The organism is Streptomyces sp. NPDC039480 (genome assembly GCF_055597165.1).
Genome location: NZ_JBVITX010000001.1, coordinates 409,766 through 431,406, shown reverse-complemented (window position 1 = coordinate 431,406; position 21,641 = coordinate 409,766). Strand labels below are relative to the sequence as shown.

Sequence of the window (21,641 nt, the reverse complement as noted above, 5' to 3'; positions counted from 1 at the left end):
CCCCCTTGCCCTCCCCAACCTCATACGTCCCGATCACCACGTAGCGCCAAGGAGCCTGGGTCAGATGTCGAACGAGGAGAAGCTTCTCGATCACCTCAAGTGGGTCACCGCGGAGCTGCGCGAGGCCCGGCAACGGCTCCACGACAAGGAATCGACCGAGCCGGTCGCCATCGTCGGCATGGCTTGCCGCTTTCCGGGCGGCGCCCGGTCGGCGGAGGACCTCTGGGAGCTCGTGCGCGACGGGGGTGACGCGGTCGCGGGGTTCCCCGACGACCGGGGCTGGGACCTGGAGTCGCTGTACCACCCGGATCCGGAGCACCCGGGCACCAGCTATGTGCGGGACGGCGCCTTCCTGTACGACGCCGGGCAGTTCGACGCCGAGTTCTTCGGCATCAGCCCGCGTGAGGCCGTGGCGATGGACCCGCAGCAGCGGCTTCTCCTGGAGACCGCGTGGGAGGCGGTCGAGCACGCGGGCATGAACCCGCAGGCGCTCAAGGGCAGTGACACCGGCGTCTTCACCGGAGTGAGCGCGCACGACTACCTGACGCTGATCAGCCAGACGGCCAGTGACGTCGAGGGATACATCGGCACCGGCAACCTCGGCAGTGTGGTGTCGGGCCGGATCTCATACACGCTGGGGCTCGAGGGCCCCGCCGTCACCGTCGACACGGCGTGCTCGTCGTCCCTGGTGGCGATCCACCTGGCGAGTCAGGCGCTGCGGCAGGGCGAGTGCTCGCTGGCGTTGGCAGGCGGTTCGACGGTGATGGCGACGCCGGGTTCGTTCACCGAGTTCTCCCGGCAGCGGGGGCTCGCGCCCGACGGGCGGTGCAAGCCGTTCGCGGCCGCCGCCGACGGCACCGGCTGGGGCGAGGGCGCCGGAGTGGTGGCGCTGGAGCTGCTCTCCGAAGCGCGCCGCCGCGGCCACAAGGTCCTTGCGGTGATACGGGGTTCGGCCACCAACCAGGACGGTACGAGCAACGGGCTCGCCGCCCCCAACGGCCCCTCCCAGGAACGCGTCATCCGTGCCGCCCTCGCCAACGCCCGCCTCTCCGCCGAGGACATCGACGCCGTGGAGGCGCATGGCACCGGCACCACGCTCGGCGACCCGATCGAGGCGCAGGCCCTGCTCGCCACGTACGGGCAGGGGCGCCCGGAGGACCGCCCGCTCTGGCTCGGCTCGGTGAAGTCGAACATTGGTCACACGCAGGCCGCCGCCGGTGTCGCGGGCGTCATCAAGATGGTCATGGCGATGCGCAACGGTCTGCTCCCCACCTCCCTGCACATCGACGCCCCATCACCGCACGTCCAGTGGGAACAGGGCAGCGTACGGCTGCTCTCCGAGCCCGTGGACTGGCCGGCGGAGCGCACGCGGCGGGCGGGCATCTCGGCGTTCGGGATCTCAGGGACGAATGCGCATCTGATCCTGGAGGAGGCACCGCCGGAGGAGGACGTGCCCGACCCTGTGGTCGCGGGGCCGGGCGGGGTGGTGCCGTGGGTGGTGTCCGGGCGGACGCCTGATGCGTTGCGTGAGCAGGCGCGGCGGCTCGCCGAGTTCGTGGGCGGGAACGCGGAGGTGTCGGCGGCCGAGGTGGGCTGGTCGCTGGCCACGACACGCGCGTTGTTCGGGCAACGTGCCGTGGTCGTGGGGCACGACTTGGCTCAGGCCGGCGCCGGTCTGGAGGCATTGGCCGCGGGTGCGGCTTCTGCGGATGTGGTGGCCGGGGTTGCTGGTGATGTGGGGCCTGGGCCGGTGTTGGTGTTTCCGGGGCAGGGGTCGCAGTGGGTGGGGATGGGCGCCCAACTGCTGGACGAGTCCCCCGTGTTCGCGGAGCGGATCGCGGAATGTGAGCAGGCGCTGTCGGCGCATGTGGACTGGTCGCTGAGTGATGTCCTGCGCGGGGACGGGAGTGAACTGTCCCGGGTCGAGGTCGTGCAGCCCGTGTTGTGGGCGGTGATGGTCTCGCTGGCTGCGGTGTGGGCGGATTACGGGGTCACTCCGGCTGCTGTGATCGGGCACTCGCAAGGTGAGATGGCCGCCGCGTGTGTGGCGGGGGCGCTGTCACTGGAGGATGCGGCGCGGATCGTGGCCGTACGCAGTGACGCACTTCGTCAGCTGCAAGGGCACGGCGACATGGCGTCGCTCAGCGCCGGTGCCGAGCAGGCAGTCGAGCTCATCGGCGGCCGGCCGGGAGTAGTCGTCGCGGCCGTCAACGGGCCTTCTTCCACAGTTATTTCGGGGCCGCCAGAGCATGTCGCGGCGGTCGTCGCCGACGCGGAGGCACAGGGGCTCAGGGCCCGCGTCATCGACGTCGGATACGCCTCCCACGGCCCCCAGATCGACCAACTCCACGACCTCCTCACCGACCGGCTCGCCGACATCCAGCCCGTCGCCACAGACGTGTCGTTCTACTCGACCGTCACCGCCGAGCGCCTGGCCGACACCACGGCCCTGGACACCGACTACTGGGTCACCAACCTCCGCCAGCCCGTCCGCTTCGCCGACACCATCGAAGCGCTGCTCGCCGACGGCTACCGCCTCTTCATCGAAGCCAGCCCCCACCCCGTCCTCAACCTCGGTATCCAGGAAACCATCGAGCAGCAGACCGGGGCCGCGGGAACAGCCGTCACCATTCCCACCCTGCGCCGCGACCACGGCGACACCACTCAGCTCACCCTCGCCGCCGCCCAGGCCTTCACCGCCGGCGCCGACGTCGACTGGCGGCGCTGGTTCCCGGCCGACCCCACCCTCCGTACCGTCGACCTGCCCACCTACGCCTTCCAGCACAAGCACTACTGGGTGGAGCCGCCCGCGGCGGTGGCAGCCGTGGGCGGTGGGCACGATCCGGTCGAGGCCCGGGTGTGGCAGGCCATCGAGGAGCTGGACATCGACGCCCTCGCCGGCAGTCTGGAGATCGAGGGGCAGGCGGAGAGTGTCGGAGCGCTGGAGTCCGCGCTGCCCGTCCTCTCGGCCTGGCGGCGTCGGCACCGCGAGCAGTCCACCGTCGACTCCTGGCGCTACCACGTCACTTGGAAGCACCTGCCCGACGCGTCGGCGCCGGAGCTCAGCGGGGCCTGGCTGCTGCTCGTGCCTGCCGCGCACGCCGACCACCCGGCAGTCCTCGCGACCGCGCAGACGCTGACCGCCCACGGTGGCGAGGTGCGGCGCCACGTGGTCGACGCGCGCGCTGTGGAGCGCACGGAGTTGGCGCAGGAGCTGCGGGCCCTGATGGACGGGGTCGCGTACGCCGGGATCGTCAATCTGCTGGCTCTGGACGAGGAGCCGCATCCCGGGTTCCCGGCCGTGCCCGCCGGGCTCGCCGCGACGACCGCTCTCGTCCAGGCCCTCGGGGACAACGGCGCCGACATCGCCGTACGCACTCTCACGCAGGGGGCTGTCTCCACGAGCGCCACCGACGCCCTCACCCATCCGGTGCAGGCTCAGGTGTGGGGGCTGGGGCGTGTCGCGGCGCTGGAGTATCCGCGGTTGTGGGGCGGGCTCGTCGACCTGCCCGCCCGTATCGACCACCAGACGCTGACCCGGCTGGCCGCCGCGCTGGTTCCGCAGGAAGAGGACCAGATCTCCATCCGGCCGTCCGGCGCCCATGTCCGTCGCCTTGCGCACGCGCCCGCCAATGTGGTCAGTAGTGGCCTGAGTTGGCGGCCCGACGGCACCACTCTCATCACCGGCGGCACCGGTGGCATCGGTGCCGTCCTCGCGCGGTGGCTCGCCCGCGCGGGCGCCCCGCACCTGCTCCTGACCAGCCGCCGCGGCCCCGACGCTCCCGGAGCAACGGAACTCGCAGAGGAGCTAACGGAGTTGGGGGCCGCCGTCACCGTCACCGCCTGCGATGTCGGCGACCGCGAGCAGGTACGACGCCTCATCGACGATGTCCCTGACGCGCACCCGCTGACCGCCGTCATCCACGCGGCAGGCGTGCCGAACTACATCGGTCTCGGCGATGTGTCGGGCGCCGAGCTGGACGAGGTGCTACGCCCAAAGGCGCTCGCCGCCCACCATTTGCACGAACTGACGCGGGAGTTGCCGCTCTCGGCGTTCGTGATGTTCTCGTCGGGTGCCGGTGTGTGGGGCAGCGGCCAGCAGGGTGCCTATGGCGCGGCCAACCACTTCCTCGACGCCCTCGCCGAGCACCGCCGCTCCCAGGGCCTGCCCGCCACCTCCATCGCCTGGGGCCCCTGGGCCGAGGCAGGGATGGCGGCGGACCAGGCCGCGTTGACGTTCTTCAGCCGCTTCGGTCTGCATCCGCTCAGCCCGGAGCTGTGCGTCAAGGCGCTGCAACAGGCCTTGGACGCGGGTGAGACGACGCTGACCGTGGCGAACTTCGACTGGGCGCAGTTCACGTCGACGTTCACCGCCCAGCGGCCCAGCCCGCTCCTCGCCGACCTGCCCGAGAACCGGCGGGCCGGCGCGCCCGCGGCACAGGTGGACGCCACGGAGGTGTCGTCGCTGCAGCAGGAGCTGACGGAGGCGAAACCGGCGCAGCAGCGGCAGTTGCTGCTCCAGCACGTGCGCGCCCAGGCGGCGGCCACACTGGGGCACTCGGACGTCGACGCGGTGCCCGCCACCAAGCCGTTCCAGGAGCTGGGCTTCGACTCGCTGACCGCGGTGGAGCTGCGCAACAGGCTGAACAAGAGCACCGGCCTGACCCTGCCGACCACGGTCGTCTTCGACCACCCCACCCCCGACGCACTCACCGACGTCCTGCGGGCCGAGCTGTCCGGTGACGCGGCGGCCTCCGCCGACCCGGTACGGGCGGCCGGGGCCTCCGGCGGCGCCGTCGACGACGAGCCGATCGCGATCGTCGGCATGGCCTGCCGCTATCCGGGCGACGTCCGCTCCGCCGAGGAGCTGTGGGATCTAGTCGCGGCCGGCAAGGACGCCATGGGGGACTTCCCGGACGACCGGGGCTGGGACCTGGAGACGCTGTACGACCCGGACCCGGAGAGCCGCGGCACCAGCTATGTGCGCGAGGGCGGATTCCTTTACGACGCGGGCGACTTCGACGCGGGCTTCTTCGGCATCAGCCCGCGCGAGGCCATCGCGATGGACCCGCAGCAGCGGCTGCTCCTGGAGACCGCCTGGGAGGCGATCGAACGCGCGGGCCTCGACCGGGAGACCCTCAAGGGCAGCGACGCCGGAGTGTTCACGGGCCTCACCATCTTCGACTACCTCGCGCTCGTCGGTGAACGGCCCACCGAGGTCGAGGGCTACATCGGTACCGGCAACCTCGGCTGTGTCGCCTCCGGCCGGGTGTCGTACATCCTCGGCCTCGAAGGCCCCGCGATGACGATCGACACCGGCTGCTCGTCGTCCCTGGTGGCGATCCACCAGGCGGCGCACGCGCTGCGGCAGGGCGAGTGCTCGCTCGCTCTCGCGGGCGGCGCGACGGTGATGGCCACGCCGGGCTCGTTCGTCGAGTTCTCGCTGCAGCGCGGGCTCGCCAAGGACGGCCGGTGCAAGCCGTTCGCGGCCGCCGCCGACGGCACCGGCTGGGCCGAGGGAGTCGGCCTGGTCGTACTCGAACGGCTCTCGGAGGCCCGGCGCAACGGCCACAAGGTCCTGGCGGTGATCCGGGGCTCCGCCATCAACCAGGACGGCACGAGCAACGGACTCACCGCACCCAACGGGCAGGCGCAGCAGCGGGTGATCCGACAGGCCCTCGCCAACGCGCGGCTCTCCGCCGAGGACGTCGACGCGGTGGAGGCGCACGGCACCGGCACCATGCTGGGCGACCCCATCGAGGCCAGTGCGCTCGTCGCCACGTACGGCAAGGAGCGGCCCGCGGACCGGCCGCTGTGGCTCGGCTCGATCAAGTCGAACATCGGGCACGCGCAGGCGTCGGCCGGTGTCGCCGGTGTGATCAAGATGGTCATGGCGCTGCGCAACGAACAGCTGCCCGCCTCGCTGCACATCGATGCGCCCACGCCGCACGTGGACTGGGACGGCAGTGGCGTCCGCCTGCTGTCCGAACCGGTCGCCTGGCCGCGCGGCGAACGCCCGCGCCGCGCCGGAGTGTCCGCCTTCGGCATCTCCGGCACCAACGCGCACCTCATCCTCGAACAGGCCCCGGACGCGCCGGAGCCCGTGAACGCTCCGGCGGAGGACGCCGCGGCGCCGGCCGGAGTGGTGCCCTGGGTGGTGTCGGCGCGCGGCGAGGAAGCGCTGCGGGCCCAGGCCCGCCTCCTGGCCGACCGCGCCACCGCCGACCCGCGGCTCGCGTCGCCGCTGGACGTGGGCTGGTCCTTGGTCAAGAGCCGGTCGGTGTTCGAGAACCGAGCCGTGGTCGTGGGCCGGGACCGGGACGACCTGATTGCCGGTCTACGGTCCTTGGCGGCGGGCGAGCCGTCCCCCGACGTCGTCGAGGGCGCCGTACAGGGCGCCTCGGGCGCGGGGCCGGTATTGGTGTTCCCGGGGCAGGGGTCGCAGTGGGTGGGGATGGGCGCCCAACTGCTGCATGAGTCGCCGGTGTTCGCGGCGCGGATCGCGGAGTGTGAGCAGGCGCTTTCGGCGTACGTGGACTGGTCACTGAGTGATGTGCTGCGCGGGGACGGGAGTGAGCTGTCCCGGGTCGAGGTCGTGCAGCCCGTGCTGTGGGCGGTCATGGTCTCGCTGGCTGCGGTGTGGGCGGATTACGGCATCATTCCGGCTGCTGTGATCGGGCACTCGCAGGGTGAGATGGCCGCCGCGTGTGTGGCGGGGGCACTGTCACTGGAGGATGCGGCGCGGATCGTGGCCGTACGCAGTGACGCGCTTCGTCAGCTGATGGGGCAGGGCGACATGGCGTCGTTGGGCACCAGCTCGGAGCAGGCTGTGGAGCTCATCGGGGATCGGCCTGGCGTGTGCGTGGCAGCGGTCAACGGGCCGTCATCGACGGTCATTTCGGGGCCGCCGGAACATGTGGCCGCTGTGGTCGCGGAGGTGGAGGGGCAGGGTCTGCGCGCCCGGGTCATCGACGTCGGGTACGCCTCCCACGGCCCCCAGATCGACGAACTCCGTGATCTCCTCACCGACCGGCTCGCCGATATCCAGCCAGTCGCCACAGATATCGCCTTCTACTCGACCGTCACGGCCCAACGCCTCGACGACACCACCACCCTCGACACCGACTACTGGGTCACCAACCTCCGCCAACCCGTCCGCTTCGCCGACACCATCGACGCACTGCTGGCCGACGGCTACCGCCTGTTCATCGAAGCCAGCCCCCACCCCGTACTCAACCTCGGCATGGAAGAGACCATCGAACGGGCCGACATGCCCGCCACCGTCGTCCCCACCCTGCGCCGTGACCACGGCGATGCCGCGCAGCTGACCCGTGCCGCCGCCCAGGCGTTCGGTGCGGGGGCGGATGTCGACTGGACGGGCTGGTTCCCGGCCGTCCCGCTGCCTCGGGTGGTGGATCTGCCGACGTACGCCTTCCAGCGGGAGCGGTTCTGGCTGGAGGGACGCAGGGGGCTCGCCGGGGACCCGGCGGGGCTCGGGCTCGCCTCCGCGGGGCATCCGCTGCTCGGGGCCGCCGTGGAGCTCGCGGACGGCAGTAGTCACCTGCTGACCGGCCGGATCTCTCCGCGGGACCAGGCGTGGCTGGCCGAGCACCGGGTCATGGACACGGTGCTGCTGCCCGGTTCGGCGTTCGTGGAGCTCGCGTTGCAGGCCGGGGTGCGGGCCGACTGCGCGGAGTTGGCGGAGCTGACGCTGCACACTCCGCTCGCCTTCGGGGACGAGGGTGCGGGCGCGGTCGACGTACAGGTGGCGGTCGGTTCCGTGGCCGAGGACGGGCGGCGTCCCGTGACCGTCCATTCGCGGCCCACGGGTGAAGGCGACGAGGCCGTGTGGACACGGCATGCCGCGGGGGTGGTCGCCCCGTCGGGGCCCGACGCCGGGGACACCTCGTTCGGCGGGGCGTGGCCGCCGCCGGGCGCCACACCGGTCGGCGGGCAGGACCCGTACGACGAACTCGCTTCGTACGGCTATGACTTCGGGCCCGGCTCGCAGGGTCTGGTGAGCGCGTGGCGGCTCGGGGACGACCTTTTCGCCGAGGTGGCGCTGCCCGAGGCGGAGAGCGGCAGGGCCGACCGCTACCAGGTGCACCCGGTGCTGCTCGACGCCACGCTGCACGCGCTGATCCTGGACGCGGTCACGTCGTCCGCCGACACCGACCAGGTGCTGCTGCCGTTCTCCTGGAGCGGGTTGCGGGTGCATGCGCCGGGTGCGGAGAAGCTTCGGGTACGTATCGCGCGCACCGCTCCCGACCAGCTGGCCCTCACGGCCGTGGACGGGGACGGAGGCGGGGAGCCGGTTCTGACGCTGGAGTCGCTCACGGTACGGCCGGTGGCCGCCCACCAGATCGCGGGCGCCCGTGCGGCGGACCGTGACGCGCTCTTCCGCCTCGTGTGGACGGAGGTCGCCGGGCCGGCCGAGGAGGCGGGCGGGGGCGTCCCGCGCGTCGCGGTCGTCGGGCCTGTTGGGGATGATCCGCTGAGCGGCGGTACGTCGGACGGTGCGCTGGCCGACGCCGTGTCCGGTGCGCTGTCCGCCGGCCCCGTGTGGGACACGTTCGGTGCGCTGCGGGACGGGGTGGTGGCCGGGGGCGAAGCGCCCGATGTCGTGCTCGCCGTGTGCGCCGCGGATGACGGTGGTAGGGGCGGTGATGCGGCCGGGTGCGCGCGACTGGCCGCTGTGTCCCTTCTGGCGCTGCTCAAGGAGTGGGCGGACGACCCGGCGTTCGCGGCGACCCGTCTCGTCGTCGTCACCCGGGGCGCGGTCGCCGCGCGGCCGGGTGAGATCGCCGACGATCTGGCGGCCGCGTCGCTGTGGGGTCTGGTGCGCAGCGCGCAGGCCGAGAATCCCGGTCGTCTGACGCTGCTCGACGTGGACGGGCTGGAGTCTTCGTCGGCCGCTCTGCGCGGCGTACTGGCCTCCGGTGAAACCGAGTTGGCGGTGCGTGACGGGCGCGCCTTCGTACCGCGGCTCGTGCGCGATGACGCTTCGGTGCGTCTGGTGCCGCCGGTCGGATCGCTCACGTGGCGACTGGAGCGGGCCCAAGGCGCGGGCGAGGGGCAGCAGTTGTCCCTTGTCGACGCTCCCGAGGCCGGGCGGGCGCTGGAGCCGCACGAGGTGCGGGTCGCGGTGCGGGCCGCGGCGCCAGGGTCGCTCACCGGGGATCACGCCGAGGGTGCCGGTGTGGTGACGGAGGTCGGCGGCGAGGTCGGTTCGGTGGCCGTGGGCGACCGGGTGATGGGGTTGTTCGACTCAGTGGGGCCGGTGGCCGTTGCCGATGCCGCGCTGCTCATGAAGGTGCCGATGGGCTGGAGTTGGGCGCAGGCTGCCGGGTCCTTGGGCGCCTATGTGTCCGCGTATCACGTGCTGGCGGATGTCGTGGCGCCGCGTGGTGGCGAGACTCTGCTCGTCGGGGCGGAGACCGGTTCCGTCGGCCGTGCCGTGCTGCGCCTTGCGGGGCGGTGGCGGGTGGAGGCCGTGGACGGTTCTGACGCCGAGCGCGCGGCCGATGTCACCCTCCGCCGCGAGGGCGCGGCCCTGGTGGTCCACCGTGTGGGCGGGCCGGACGAGGGGCAGGCCGTCGTGCCGCCGGAGCCCTGGCGCGTACGGGAAATCCTCGCGGAGCTTGCGAAGCTGACGGAGTCGGCGGGATCCAGGGAAGAGTCCGCGGAGCGAGGCGGCGTCCGTGCTCTGACGCCGCTCGACATCACCGTGTGGGACATCCGGCAAGCGCCCGCCGCGCTCGCGGCACCGCCCACGGCCGGTACGACCGTGTTCTCCCTGCCTCCCGCCTTCGACCCCGAGGGCACCGTGCTGATCACCGGCGGCACCGGAGCACTCGGTGCGCTGACGGCCCGGCACCTCGTGGAGCGGTACGGAGCAAGGCACCTGTTGCTGTCCAGCAGGCGGGGAGCCGACGCGCCGGGCGCCCTCGAACTGGCCGCCGACCTGTCCGCGCTCGGCGCGCGGGTCACCTTCGCCGCCTGCGACCCGGGCGACCGGGACGAAGCCGTCGCCCTCCTGGAGACGGTGTCCGCGGAGCATCCGCTGACCGCCGTCTTCCACTGCGCGGGCACCGTGAACGACGCGGTGGTGCAGAACCTCACGGCCGAGCAGGTCGAGGAGGTGATGCGCGTGAAGGCGGACGCCGCATGGCACCTCCACGAGCTGACGCGGGACGCGGACCTGTCCGCGTTCGTCCTGTACTCCTCGGTCGCCGGGCTGCTCGGCGGCCCCGGCCAGGGCAGCTACACGGCCGCCAACGCCTTCCTCGACGCGCTGGCCCGGCACCGGCACGACGGCGGCGCGGCGGCGACCTCCCTTGCGTGGGGCTACTGGGAGCTGGCGAGCGGCATGTCGGGACGGCTCACCGACGCCGACCGGGCACGCCACGCCCGCGCCGGTGTGGTCGGGCTCGGCGTCGACGAGGGCCTCGCCCTCCTCGACGCGGCATGGGCAGGCGGTCTGCCCCTGTACGCGCCGGTCCGTCTGGACCTCGCCCGGATGCGCCGACAGGCCCAGAGCCACCCCGCCCCGGCACTGCTGAGCGACCTGGTACGCGGTGGTGGGAGCAAGAGCGGCGCCAGTGCCGTGTCGGCGGGGGCGGCCGCGCTGCTCAAGTCGCTCGGCGCGATGTCCGACCCCGAGCGGGAGGAGGCGCTGCTCGACCTGGTGTGCACCCACATCGCGGCCGTCCTCGGCTACGACGCGGCGACGCCCGTCAACGCGACGCAAGGGCTGCGGGAACTCGGCTTCGACTCGCTGACCGCGGTGGAGCTGCGCAACCGGCTCTCGGCGGCGACGGGTCTGAAGCTGCCCGCCACGTTCGTCTTCGACCACCCGAACCCGGCGGAGCTCGCCGCGCAGCTGCGGCAGGAGCTGGCGCCGCGCGCGGCGGATCCCCTCGCTGACGTCCTGGCGGAGTTCGAGCGCATCGAGGACTCGCTCCTCTCGGTCTCCTCGAAGGACGGCTCGGCACGCGCCGAACTCGCGGGGCGGCTGCGCGCCACGCTGGCCAGGCTCGACGCGCCCGACGACACGGCCGGCGAGGTCGCGGTGGCCACCCGTACACGTATCGAGGACGCGTCGACGGACGAGATCTTCGCGTTCATCGACCGGGACCTCGGCAGGGACAGCACGAACGGACAAGGCAACGGACAGGCAGTGGAGGGGCAGCGATGAACGAGTTCGCCCGCAAGAAGCGGGCCCTGGAGCACAGCCGGCGGGTCAACGCCGGGGACCTGGACGCGATCATCGAGCTGTACGCGCCCGACGCGGTCCTCGAGGACCCGGTCGGCCTCCCGCCCGTCATCGGGCACGACGCGCTGCGCGCCCACTACGGACCGCTTCTCGCCGCGCACCTGCGCGAGGAGGCGGCCGAGCCCGTCGCGGGGCAGGACGCCACGCACGCGCTGATCCAGATCGCCTCCGTCATGGACTACCGGCCCGTGGGCCCGCTGTACGCGGAGCGGGGCTGGCTCAAGGCCCCCGAGGACCCGGGGGCGGCCCGCATCGCCCGCACGGCGATGCTCGTGATCCGCATGGACACGTCCGGCCTCATCCGGCATCTGAAGTCGTACTGGGGCACATCCGATCTCACGGTCCTCGGCTGAACCTGCGGCCCGCGATGACATCCCAGATGACATTTCAAAGGTCTGCCCACCCTTCCTGGAGGTGCCATGCCCGACGAGGCCGCGCGCAAGCAGATGGCCGTCGACTACGCCCAGCGCATCAACGCCGGTGACATCGAAGGCGTCCTCGACCTGTTCACGGACGACATCGTCTTCGAGGACCCCGTGGGGCGGCCCCCGATGGTGGGCAAGGACGATCTCCGCCGCCATCTCGAACTGGCCGTCTCCTGCGGTACGCACGAGGTGCCGGACCCGCCGATGACGTCGATGGACGACCGTTTCGTGGTGACGCCGACCACGGTCACCGTGCAGCGGCCGCGGCCGATGACCTTCCGCATCGTCGGCATCGTCGAACTCGACGAGAACGGGCTCGGCCGCCGGGTCCAGGCGTTCTGGGGCGTCACGGACGTGACCATGGACGATCCCGTCGGGCCCGCCGACACCACCCACCCCGAAGGGATTAGCGCGTGACCACCACCCGACCCGCACACGCCGTCGTCCTGGGTGCCAGCATGGCAGGCACCCTGGCGGCCCACGTCCTGGCCCGGCACGTCGACGCCGTCACCGTCGTGGAACGTGACGCGCTGCCCGAGAAGCCCCAGCATCGCAAGGGGGTCCCGCAGGGCCGCCACGCGCACCTCCTGTGGTCCAACGGCGCCCGCCTCATCGAGGAGATGCTGCCCGGCACCACCGACCGCCTCCTCACGGCCGGCGCCCGGCGCCTCGGCTTCCCCGAGGACCTGGTGACCCTGACCGGGCAGGGCTGGCAGCACCGCTTCCCCGCCACTCAGTTCGCGCTGGTCGCCAGCCGCCCGCTGCTGGACTTGACGGTACGTCAACAGGCCCTGGTGGCAGCCAACATAACCGTCCGGCAGCGCACCGAGGCCGTCGAGCTGACCGGCAGCGACGGAGGCGGCGACGGTGGTAGTGGCGGCCGGGTCACCGGTGTCGTCGTCCGCGACCTCGACAGCGGTCGGCAGGAGCAGCTGGACGCCGACCTGGTGATCGACGCCACCGGGCGCGGCTCCCGCCTCAAGCAGTGGCTCGCCGCTCTCGGCGTACCGGCACTGGAGGAAGACGTCGTGGACGCGGGCGTCGCCTACGCCACCCGGCTCTTCAAGGCCCCGCCGGGCGCGACGACGCACTTCCCCGCCGTGAACATCGCCGCCGACGACCGGGTCCGCGAACCCGGCCGCTTCGGTGTGGTCTACCCCATCGAGGGCGGCCGCTGGCTCGCGACGCTCTCCTGCACGCGCGGCGCGCAACTCCCGACGCACGAGGACGAGTTCCTCCCCTTCGCTGAGAACCTGAACCATCCGATCCTCGCCGACCTGCTCCGGGACGCCGAACCCCTCACCCCCGTCTTCGGCTCCCGCTCCGGTGCCAACCGCCGCCTCTATCCGGAGCGGCTCGACCAGTGGCCCGACGGCCTGCTCGTCATCGGTGACTCACTGACCGCGTTCAACCCGATCTACGGCCACGGCATGAGTTCGGCAGCGCGCTGCGCCACCACGATCGACCGCGAGTTCGAGCGGAGCCTGGCGGAGGGGACGGGGTCCGCCCGACCCGGCGCCCGCGTCCTGCAGAAAGCGATCGGCGCGGCCGTGGACGACCCGTGGATCCTCGCCGCGACCAAGGACATCGACTACGTCAACTGCCGCGTGTCGGCAACGGATCCGCGGCTCATCGGTGTGGACACCGAGCAGCGTCTGCGGTTCGCCGAGGCCATCACCGCGGCGTCGATCCGTTCCCCGAAGGCGTCCGAGATCGTCACGGACGTGATGAGCCTCAACGCACCGCAGGCCGAGCTGGGTTCCAACCGTTTCCTGATGGCGATGCGCGCCGACGAACGCCTCCCGGAGCTCACCGCTCCCCCGTTCCTTCCTGAGGAGCGGGCCGTGGTGGGTCTGGACACGGCGACGACCACGCCGAGGGCTGCTGTGCGGTCCTGACCCGGTAAGGTCCTGACCCAACCGAGACTGACCGCGGGGCGCGCGCCCCGCGGTCAGCCGAGGGCCGCTTGCAGGTCAAGGCGTTTGACGTCGAGCTTCCGGTAGATCCGGGTCAGGTGCTGTTCCACGGTGCTGACCGTGACGCACAGCTTCCGGGAGATCTCCCGGTTGGTGAATCCCTCGGCGGCCAGCTCGGCCACCCGCCGCTCCGCGCCGGTCAGTTCGGCGTCCGGGGTGGCCGGGCCGCGCCGCTCGGGTGGCCCGGGGACGGTGGCGGGCGCGGGGGCACTGCCCCAGCGCCGGGCCAGCAGCTCCGCTTTGCGGGCCAGCAGCCGGGCGCGTTCCGCCTCGCCCCCTTCGCGTACGGCCACAGCCTGGTCGGCCACGGCCCGCGCCAGCTCGAAGGCGTCCCCGCTCCCCCGGAGCACCGCCACGGCCTCGTCGAGGAGTTCGGCCCGGGCCGGCGCGGGAGACGTGGCCGCCCGCAGGCGCAGCGTCATGCCCCAGGTGCGGCCGTCGGCGGGCGTGGGCAATGACAGCTGCCCGTCGACGAGTTGGCGCGCCAGGAGCGCTTCACCGAGGGCCAGATACGCTTCGGCGGCGCCGAGGCGCCACGGCTCCAGCGCGGGCAGGTCCAGGCCCCAGCTGCTCATCCGGGTTCCGCAGGCGTAGAAGTCGCACAGGGCCGCGTAGTGGCAGCCGGTGGCGAGGTGGTAGCGGCCTCGGGCCGCCAGGTAGTGCAGTCCGGTGCGGGTCTGGAACACCGCCTGCGGCACCGGCCGTTCCAGGAGCGCCGCCGCCCCGTCGACATCCCCGAGGGCTGCCTTGGCCTGTACGGCGGCTGCCAGCGGGAGGCCGATCGCTGCGCCCCAGCCCTTCGGCCCGAGCAGGGCGAGTGCGGTTTCGGCGCGCTGTTCCGCCGCGGCCGGGTCGCCCTGCCGCAGGTGGATCAGGGCACGCCACGCGGTGAACAGGGCACGCCAGGTGGGGCTGTTGCGCTCGTCGGCCTGGGCGACGAGGCCGTCGCACCAGGCGGCCGCGCGGTGCGGCCGGTCGCGGTAGGTGAGGGCGGCCAGGGCGGCCGTCTGGACCGCGATGGTGCGGGGGCCGAGCCGGTAGCGGTTCAGGGCGCGCTCGGCGGCCTCGGTGGCGTCGCGTTCGCCGCCGTGCAGCAGATCGTTCATCAGCGTGCCCGCGCCCTGCAGCTCCGGCGTGACCGCCGGCGGGGTCGAGCGCTGCGGGGACAGGGCGCCGGAGCCCAGGCGCTCCTTGACGTGCCCGGGGTAGAGATAGGCGCCCCACAGCCATGGGGTGTCCAAGTCCGCGGGGTTCATCGTCGGCGCACCCGCCGGTCTTGACCCCGCCGACCCGGTGAGCATGCTGATGGCGTCCAGTCCTTCCTCGACCCGCCCGTGCCAGAGGAGGTGGGTGGGGAGAGGCGGGGCGGCCGGGGTAAGGGTGGGGTCCGCGTGCGAGGGCACGGCGGCGGGGTCGGGCAGGTGGCGCAGGACCTTTGCCGGGTCGAGCCGCCACTCCGCGTCGGCGAGCGCGCCGACGACCGCGGCGCGCTGCCCTGCGTCCCGGCACCGCCGATGGGCAGCGCGCAGATAGCCGACGCCGGTCTCCACCTCGTCGTCGTCCAGGGCGAGTTGGGCCGCCTCCTGGAAGACGGGTACGGCCCACGGGGCGTCGGAGCGGTCGGCGGCGACGAGGTGGGCGGCCACTTCGGTGGCCGGTGCCCCCTCCTCGTGCAGGAGGTCGGCGACCCGTCCGTGCAGGGCGCGGCGTTCCTCGGGCGGCATGCCGTCCAGGACCGCGGCCGCGAACGCCGGGTGGCACAGGCGGCCCTCGTGGAGCACGTCCGCGACGGTCAGCTGCCGCACGGCCCGCGCGACGGACGCCGCATCGACGTCGAGCAGCCGCCCGACCAGGTCGGGCCCGGTGTGCGCGCCCAACACGGCTATGGCGCGGGCGACTTGCGTGACCGGTGTCTCGTGCCGATACAGAAAGCTGAGAACGGCACGGCCGTACGCCTCCCTTGCGCCGCCCGCCGCACGGTGGTCCTCGGCCAGTGCCCGTACGAGGAGCGGGTGGCCCGCGCTCATGCTGTGGACGACGGGGGTGAGGTCTTGTGCCGTCCGCTCGTCGAGGTGCCGGGCGAGCACGGTCTCCACGCCTCCCTTCGACAGTGGTTCCAGGTGGATCCGCCGCAGGGCGGGCTCGTGCAGGAACTCGCTGCTCAGCAGGGCGTTCGCCGCCTTCTGATGGGCGTACTCGGTGAACAGCACATGGAGCCGTGCCGACCGCAGCCGGCGCACGAGGGAGAGCAGGCACTGCAGCGACGCCGCGTCGGCGTGGTGCGCGTCGTCGACGGCGACCACGAGGGGCCGCTCGGCGAGCAGGTCCCGCAGGACCTCGCAGAGGCCGCGGAGGGCGGAGGCGGCGAGGATGGGCTCGCCGCCTGCGGCGGGCTCTCCTGCGTTCGCCTCTCCCGGGTCCGTCCCGTTCGTGTCGGTGCCGTCGGCGTCGGTCCCGTTCGCGTGCGTCTTTCTGGGAGTGGCCGATGCCTCCTCGTCCCACCACGCCAGCGCACGCTCGGCACTCGCCGGGGGCAGGCCGGGGCTGCGTACCAGCTGTTCCAGGACACCCAGCGGCAGGTCGCGCTCGGCGCGGCATGCGGTGGCTGTCAGGACCAGGGCGTCGGCGTCGGCACCGATGCGGTCGGCCCACGCCCGTAGCAGCGCGGTCTTGCCGGTGCCCACCGCGCCGCTGAGCACCACGAGGCTGCCGCCGGTGCCCGGGGAGCCGGCGAAGGCGTCCCGGAGAGCGGCCAGCACCTCGGCACGCTCGACCAAGCCCGCGAGTCCGTCACCCTGTTTCACCGAGTCCGCCGACCCCGCACCCCGCTCCACCACGCTCACCGCGTGCCCCACTCCCGGTCGATCAGGGCGAACATGTCGTCGGCGCTCGCAGTCGACAGGTCCTCGGGCGCGCCCTGCTCCTCCTCGTCGGCGGGACCGGTCGGCCCCATCGCGTCGGGCTGTTTCCACAGCAGCGTCTGCAGGCGCCGGACCAGGCCCTTGCGGCGGGGGTCGTCGGCCGGCAGGTCGGTGAGGGCCGCCTCCAGGTCGTCCAGGTGGGCGGCCACGGGAAGCTCTGCCGCGCCGCCGTCGGGCAGCACCCTGTCCAGCAGGTGTTCCGCGAGGGCGCGGGGCGTGGGGTAGTCGTAGACCAGGGTGGCGGGCAGCCGGAGCCCGGTGGCGGCGCGCAGCCGGTTGCGCAGCTCCACCACCACGAGGGAGTCGAAGCCCAGGTCCTTGAAGGCCTTCTCCGGCGCCACGTCCCGGCCCGGCTCGTAGCGCAGGACGGCGGCCACCTGTTTGCGGACCAGGTCGAGAAGTGCCCCGGTGCGCTCCCGCACGGGCAGCGCCGTCAGTTCTCGACGGAGTGCCGAGGCGTTCTCCGATGCCTCGGCGCTCTCCGATGAGGCGTCGAGGACCCGCTGGGCGGCGGGGATCCCGTCGAGCAGTCGGGTGGGCCGGGCCAGCGTGAACAGCGGTGCGAACCGTTCCCACTCGATGTCGGCGACCAGCGTGTGCCCCTTGCCGCCGTCGAGCGCCGCGCGCAGGGCCCCGAGGGCCAACTGCGGTTCCAGCGGCGGCAGTCCCTGCCGCCGGGACAGCCCGGCGGCGCCGCGCGCCACATCCCCGTCGTCGGGCAGATCCCAGATGCCCCACCCCACGGAAACCGTGCGGGGGCTCGCGGCATCGGCACTGGCCTGTTGCGCCAGCGCGTCGAGGTAGGCGTTGGCGGCGGCGTAGGCGCCGTGCTCCCTGCTGCCGAGCGAAGCCGCCACGGAGGAGAAGAACAGGACGGTCTCCACCGCCCCGGTGCCGGTGAGCTCGCTCAGCCGCGCGGCGGCGGACACGGCCGCGCCGAGCGCGTCGGGGGTGACCTCGGCCAGCGGCGCGAGCTCGCCGGGCAGCGAGGTGTGGATGACGGTCTGTATGGGCCGTACGGGTACGTCCGTCAGCTCACCCAGTGTGCGCAGGACTGTCAGCCCGGTGCCGTGTTCGGCGGCTTCTGCCGCGAGGTCGTCGTCCCGGTCGGGACTGCGGGTGTCGGTGGGGCCCGTGTCCAGGAGTACGACGTGTTCGGCGCCGGACGCGGCGAGCCACCGTACGACCTGATCGGCCAGGTGACCGACGCCTCCGGTGACGAGGACGGCACCATGCGGCTGCCACGGTCCGGAGGTCGCGTCGGTGGGGGCTGCGGTTCCGGGCACGTCGGGGGTGGCGTCCGGGGGCGCGCCCGGGGACAGGTCCGGGGTCGTGTCGGGCACCAGGCGGCGGCCGAGGACCGCGCCCCGGCGCAGCGCGACCTGATCCTCGCCGCCGCTCTCGCCACCGCCCTCGCCGGCGTCTCCGCTCAGAATCGCGTACAGCGCGCTCGTGTCGAGCGACTCCGGGTCGGCGGGCAGGTCGATCAGGCCGCCCCACAGCTCCGGGTGTTCCAGGGCGGCCACGCGTCCGAGTCCCCAGACCGGGGCCTGTGACGGAGAGACGAGCGGATCGGCGTCGCCGCACGACACGGCGCCGCGCGTGGCACACCAGAGAGGCGCTTCGACGCCCACGTCCCCACCGACGTCCAGCAGGCCGTGCAGCAGCGTCAAGGTGCCGGTGAGTCCGTGGGACGCGAGGAGAACCCCGTCGGGGCCGGTGTCCGGTCCCTCCGCGAGGGCGAGCAGGGAGAGCACTCCCCCGAGTGGGGTCGTGTCGTCCGAGCACCGTGTCCGCCATGCCTGGACCAGGTCCGCCATGTCCGCCCGGTCGGCGTGCGGGCCGACCTCGACGATACGTACGGGTGCACCCGCCTGCTCCAGCGCCCGGGCGCAGACCTGCGGCCAAGTACCAGCGCCGCGCGCGGGAGCCACGATCAGCCAGGCCCCGGGGCCGGCGCCCGAATCCGGTGCCGGCATCGGTGCCGGTGCCGGTGTCGGCAGGTCGATGCGTCGCCAGTCGACCCGGTACCGCCAGGCATCGACGATCGACCGCTCACGCCGTTCGCGCCGCCACGCGGCCAGCGCCGGGAACACCGTCTCCAGAGCCGTCCGGTGCTCGTCGTCCTTGAGGTGCAGGGTGTCGCAGAGCGCCTGGAAGTCCGCGCCTTCGACGGCGGCCCAGAACCCGGCCTCCTCACCGTCCGCCGAGGAGACGGCCTCGGGCGCCACGATGTCCGCCAGCCAGAAGCGCCGCCCCTGGAAGGCGTAGGTGGGCAGGTCGACGGTGCGGGGGGTGGGGTCGGCAGGGTCGGCGAGGAAGTACGCCGACCAGTCCACGCTGATCCCGGCTACGTGTAGGTCGGCCATGGCGTGCGAGAAGGCCACATCGTCCGGCCGGTCGGGGTGGAGGGACGCGGTGACGACCGGCTCGGGGCCTTCCGGCTCGGTGATGTGGTCCAGGGTGTGCTGGGCGGCGGTGGTCAGTACGGGGCTGGGGCCGAGCTCGACGAACACGCCTGCCCTGGTCGCCACTTGGGCGAGAGCGGGCTGGAAGAGAACTGTCTGGCGTACGTGACGTGCCCAGTACTCCGGGGACGTGATCTCCTCTCCGGCCCGTTCCCCGGAGACGTTGCTCATGAGCGGGATCGAAGGCTGCGCGAACTTGACCTCTCGTATCGCTTCGGTGAACTCCGCGAGCATCGGCTCCATCAACGCCGAATGGAAGGCATGACTCACGCTCAGGGCCTTCGTCTTACGACCCCGCTCCCGCCACAGTCCCGCGATCCGGTCCACCTCATCCGACGGACCCGAAATGACAGTGGAGTCGGGTGTGTTGGCCGCCGCCACGCTCACGGCCGAACCATCCACATCGGCGGCCAGCTCGGCGGGTGTGGCCTGCACGGCACACATCGCCCCGCCCTCAGGCAGTCCACCCATCAAACGGGCCCGCGCACCCACCACCCGGCACGCATCCGCCAGGTCAAAGACCCCCGCCACATGGGCTGCCGCGATCTCACCGATCGAATGCCCGAGCACCACATCCGGCCGCACCCCGACCGACGCCCACAACCGGGCCAACCCCACCTGCAACGCAAACAACCCCGCCTGCGCCCACATCGTGTGATCCAACCGCTCCCGCGGACCACGGAACACCACCTCCCGCAGCCCACCCGAGCCAACCCCCAGCTCGCCTTCCAGCAGGCCGCACACCTCATCAAACGCAGCCGCGAACACCGGGAACCGCTCATACAAACCAGCACCCATACCCACGAGCTGGCTGCCTTGCCCGCTGAACAGCCACACCACGTCATCGCCACCCGCCCGACCCTGTGAGCAGGACGGACCGATCAGTGCCGCATGTGGCTCACCCTCCGCCAGAGCCTCCAGACCGGCGATCAACTCGGCCCGCTCCACGCCCACCACAACGGCACGGTGCTCATGCAGCGCACGCGTCTTCAGCAGCGACCAGCCCACCTCGGTGAGCGGCGCGCGGGACACATCACCGGCGAAGTCACGCAGACGCAACGCCTGATCACGCAAAGCCTGCGGGCTACGGGCCGACACCACCCACGGCACCACAAGGCCGTCGGAGGATGCGGCGCCCGTGTCGGGCGGGGCAGGGGCCTGTTCCACGATCAGGTGGGCGTTGGTGCCGCTGATGCCGAAGGAGGAGACTCCCGCGCGGCGGGGGCGTTCGGTCCGTGGCCACGGCACGGGGTCGGTGAGCAGTCGTACTCCCCCGCCCTCCCAGTCCACGTGGGGTGTGGGCCGGTCGATGTGCAGGGAGGCGGGCAGCTCGCCGTGGCGCATCGCCATCACCATCTTGATGACGCCCGCGACACCTGCGGCGGCCTGCGTGTGACCGATGTTCGACTTCACCGAGCCGAGCCACAGCGGCCGGTCGGCGGGGCGGTCCTTCCCGTAGGTCGCGAGGAGGGCGTTGCCCTCGATCGGGTCGCCGAGCGTGGTGCCGGTCCCGTGTGCCTCCACGGCGTCGACGGCGTCCGGGGTGACGCGGGCGTTGGTCAGGGCCTGGCGGATCACGCGTTCCTGGGCGACGTCGTTCGGGGCGGTCAGGCCGTTGCTCGCGCCGTCCTGGTTGACGGCCGATCCGCGGACGACACCGAGGACTTGATGTCCGTCGCGGCGGGCGTCGGAGAGGCGTTCCAGGAGAATCAGGCCGACGCCCTCGGAGAATCCGGTGCCGTCGGCGGCCTCGGCGAACGGCTTGCAGCGGCCGTCCGGTGCGAGTCCGCGCTGGCGTGAGAACTCCACGAACGCCGTCGGCGTGGACAGTACGGTCACGCCTCCCGCCACCGCCAGGCCGCAGTCGCCCTGGCGCAGCGCCTGGCAGGCGAGGTGGATCGCGACCAGCGATGCCGAGCACGCCGTGTCCAGCGTCACCGCCGGGCCCTCCAGGCCGAAGGTGTAGGCGATGCGGCCGGAGATGACGCTGGAGAGGGTTCCCGTGGTGGCGTATCCCTCGACCTCCGGTGGCACCCGGCTCCCGGACATGTGGTCCTGGCTCGACACACCCGCGTACACGCCGGTGAGGGTGTCCTTGAGCGTGGCGGGGTCGATGCCCGCCCGTTCGAACAGTTCCCACGACACTTCGAGGAGCACCCGCTGCTGCGGGTCGGCGGCGAGTGCCTCGCGCGGGTTGATGCCGAAGAAGTCGGCGTCGAAACGGGCGGCGTCCCGCAGGAACCCGGCTTCGCGCACGTAGGTCGTGCCGGGGTGGTCCGGGTCGGGGTGGTAGAGGCCGGCCACGTCCCAGCCGCGGTCGGTGGGGAACTCCTCGATGGCGTCGCCGCGCGAGGCGACCAGGTCCCACAGCTGCTCGGGCGAGGCGACCCCGCCCGGGTACCGGCAGGCCATCGCGACGATGGCGATCGGTTCCCGCTGCCTCTCCTCCATGTCGCGCAGGCGCTGACGGATCTGCCCGAGATCCGCGGTCACTCGCTTCAGGTAGTGGCGGAGCTTGTCCTCGGTACCCGGCGTGTCGTTCGTAGCCGGCATGTCGTTCGTACCCGGCATGTCTT

Annotated in this window: 6 protein-coding genes; 4 read left to right on the top strand and 2 right to left on the bottom strand. The window is 72.6% G+C overall.

Annotated elements, in window-relative coordinates:
* Positions 1–64: 64 nt before the first annotated feature.
* From ACZ56E_RS01660 to ACZ56E_RS01645, 4 genes are all read left to right on the top strand, one after another.
* On the top strand, positions 65–11,197 hold the full coding sequence (locus ACZ56E_RS01660; RefSeq protein WP_471209707.1) for a type I polyketide synthase: 11,133 nt from the start codon (positions 65–67) through the stop codon (positions 11,195–11,197).
* Positions 11,194–11,628 carry a nuclear transport factor 2 family protein gene (locus tag ACZ56E_RS01655; protein WP_471209705.1) on the top strand — a complete coding sequence of 145 codons (435 nt, stop codon included), beginning with the start codon at positions 11,194–11,196 and terminating at the stop codon, positions 11,626–11,628. Before ACZ56E_RS01660 ends, ACZ56E_RS01655 begins: the two co-directional genes overlap by 4 nt.
* Positions 11,629–11,694: 66 nt before the next feature.
* Positions 11,695–12,117: a nuclear transport factor 2 family protein gene (locus ACZ56E_RS01650; RefSeq protein WP_471209704.1), complete on the top strand. Its 423-nt coding sequence runs from the start codon at positions 11,695–11,697 to the stop codon at positions 12,115–12,117.
* Positions 12,114–13,598 carry an NAD(P)/FAD-dependent oxidoreductase gene (locus tag ACZ56E_RS01645; protein ID WP_471209702.1) on the top strand — a complete coding sequence of 495 codons (1,485 nt, stop codon included), beginning with the start codon at positions 12,114–12,116 and terminating at the stop codon, positions 13,596–13,598. Before ACZ56E_RS01650 ends, ACZ56E_RS01645 begins: the two co-directional genes overlap by 4 nt.
* A gap of 53 nt (positions 13,599–13,651) precedes the next feature.
* On the opposite strand, the gene ACZ56E_RS01640 is transcribed toward ACZ56E_RS01645, so the two are convergent.
* Positions 13,652–16,519, bottom strand: coding sequence for an AAA family ATPase (locus tag ACZ56E_RS01640; RefSeq protein WP_471209701.1), 2,868 nt, complete (start codon positions 16,517–16,519; stop codon positions 13,652–13,654).
* Complete coding sequence (locus tag ACZ56E_RS01635) at positions 16,516–21,636, bottom strand: type I polyketide synthase (RefSeq protein ID WP_471209699.1); 5,121 nt, start codon at positions 21,634–21,636, stop codon at positions 16,516–16,518. The genes ACZ56E_RS01640 and ACZ56E_RS01635 overlap by 4 nt, the downstream gene beginning before the upstream one ends.
* Positions 21,637–21,641: the final 5 nt, after the last annotated feature.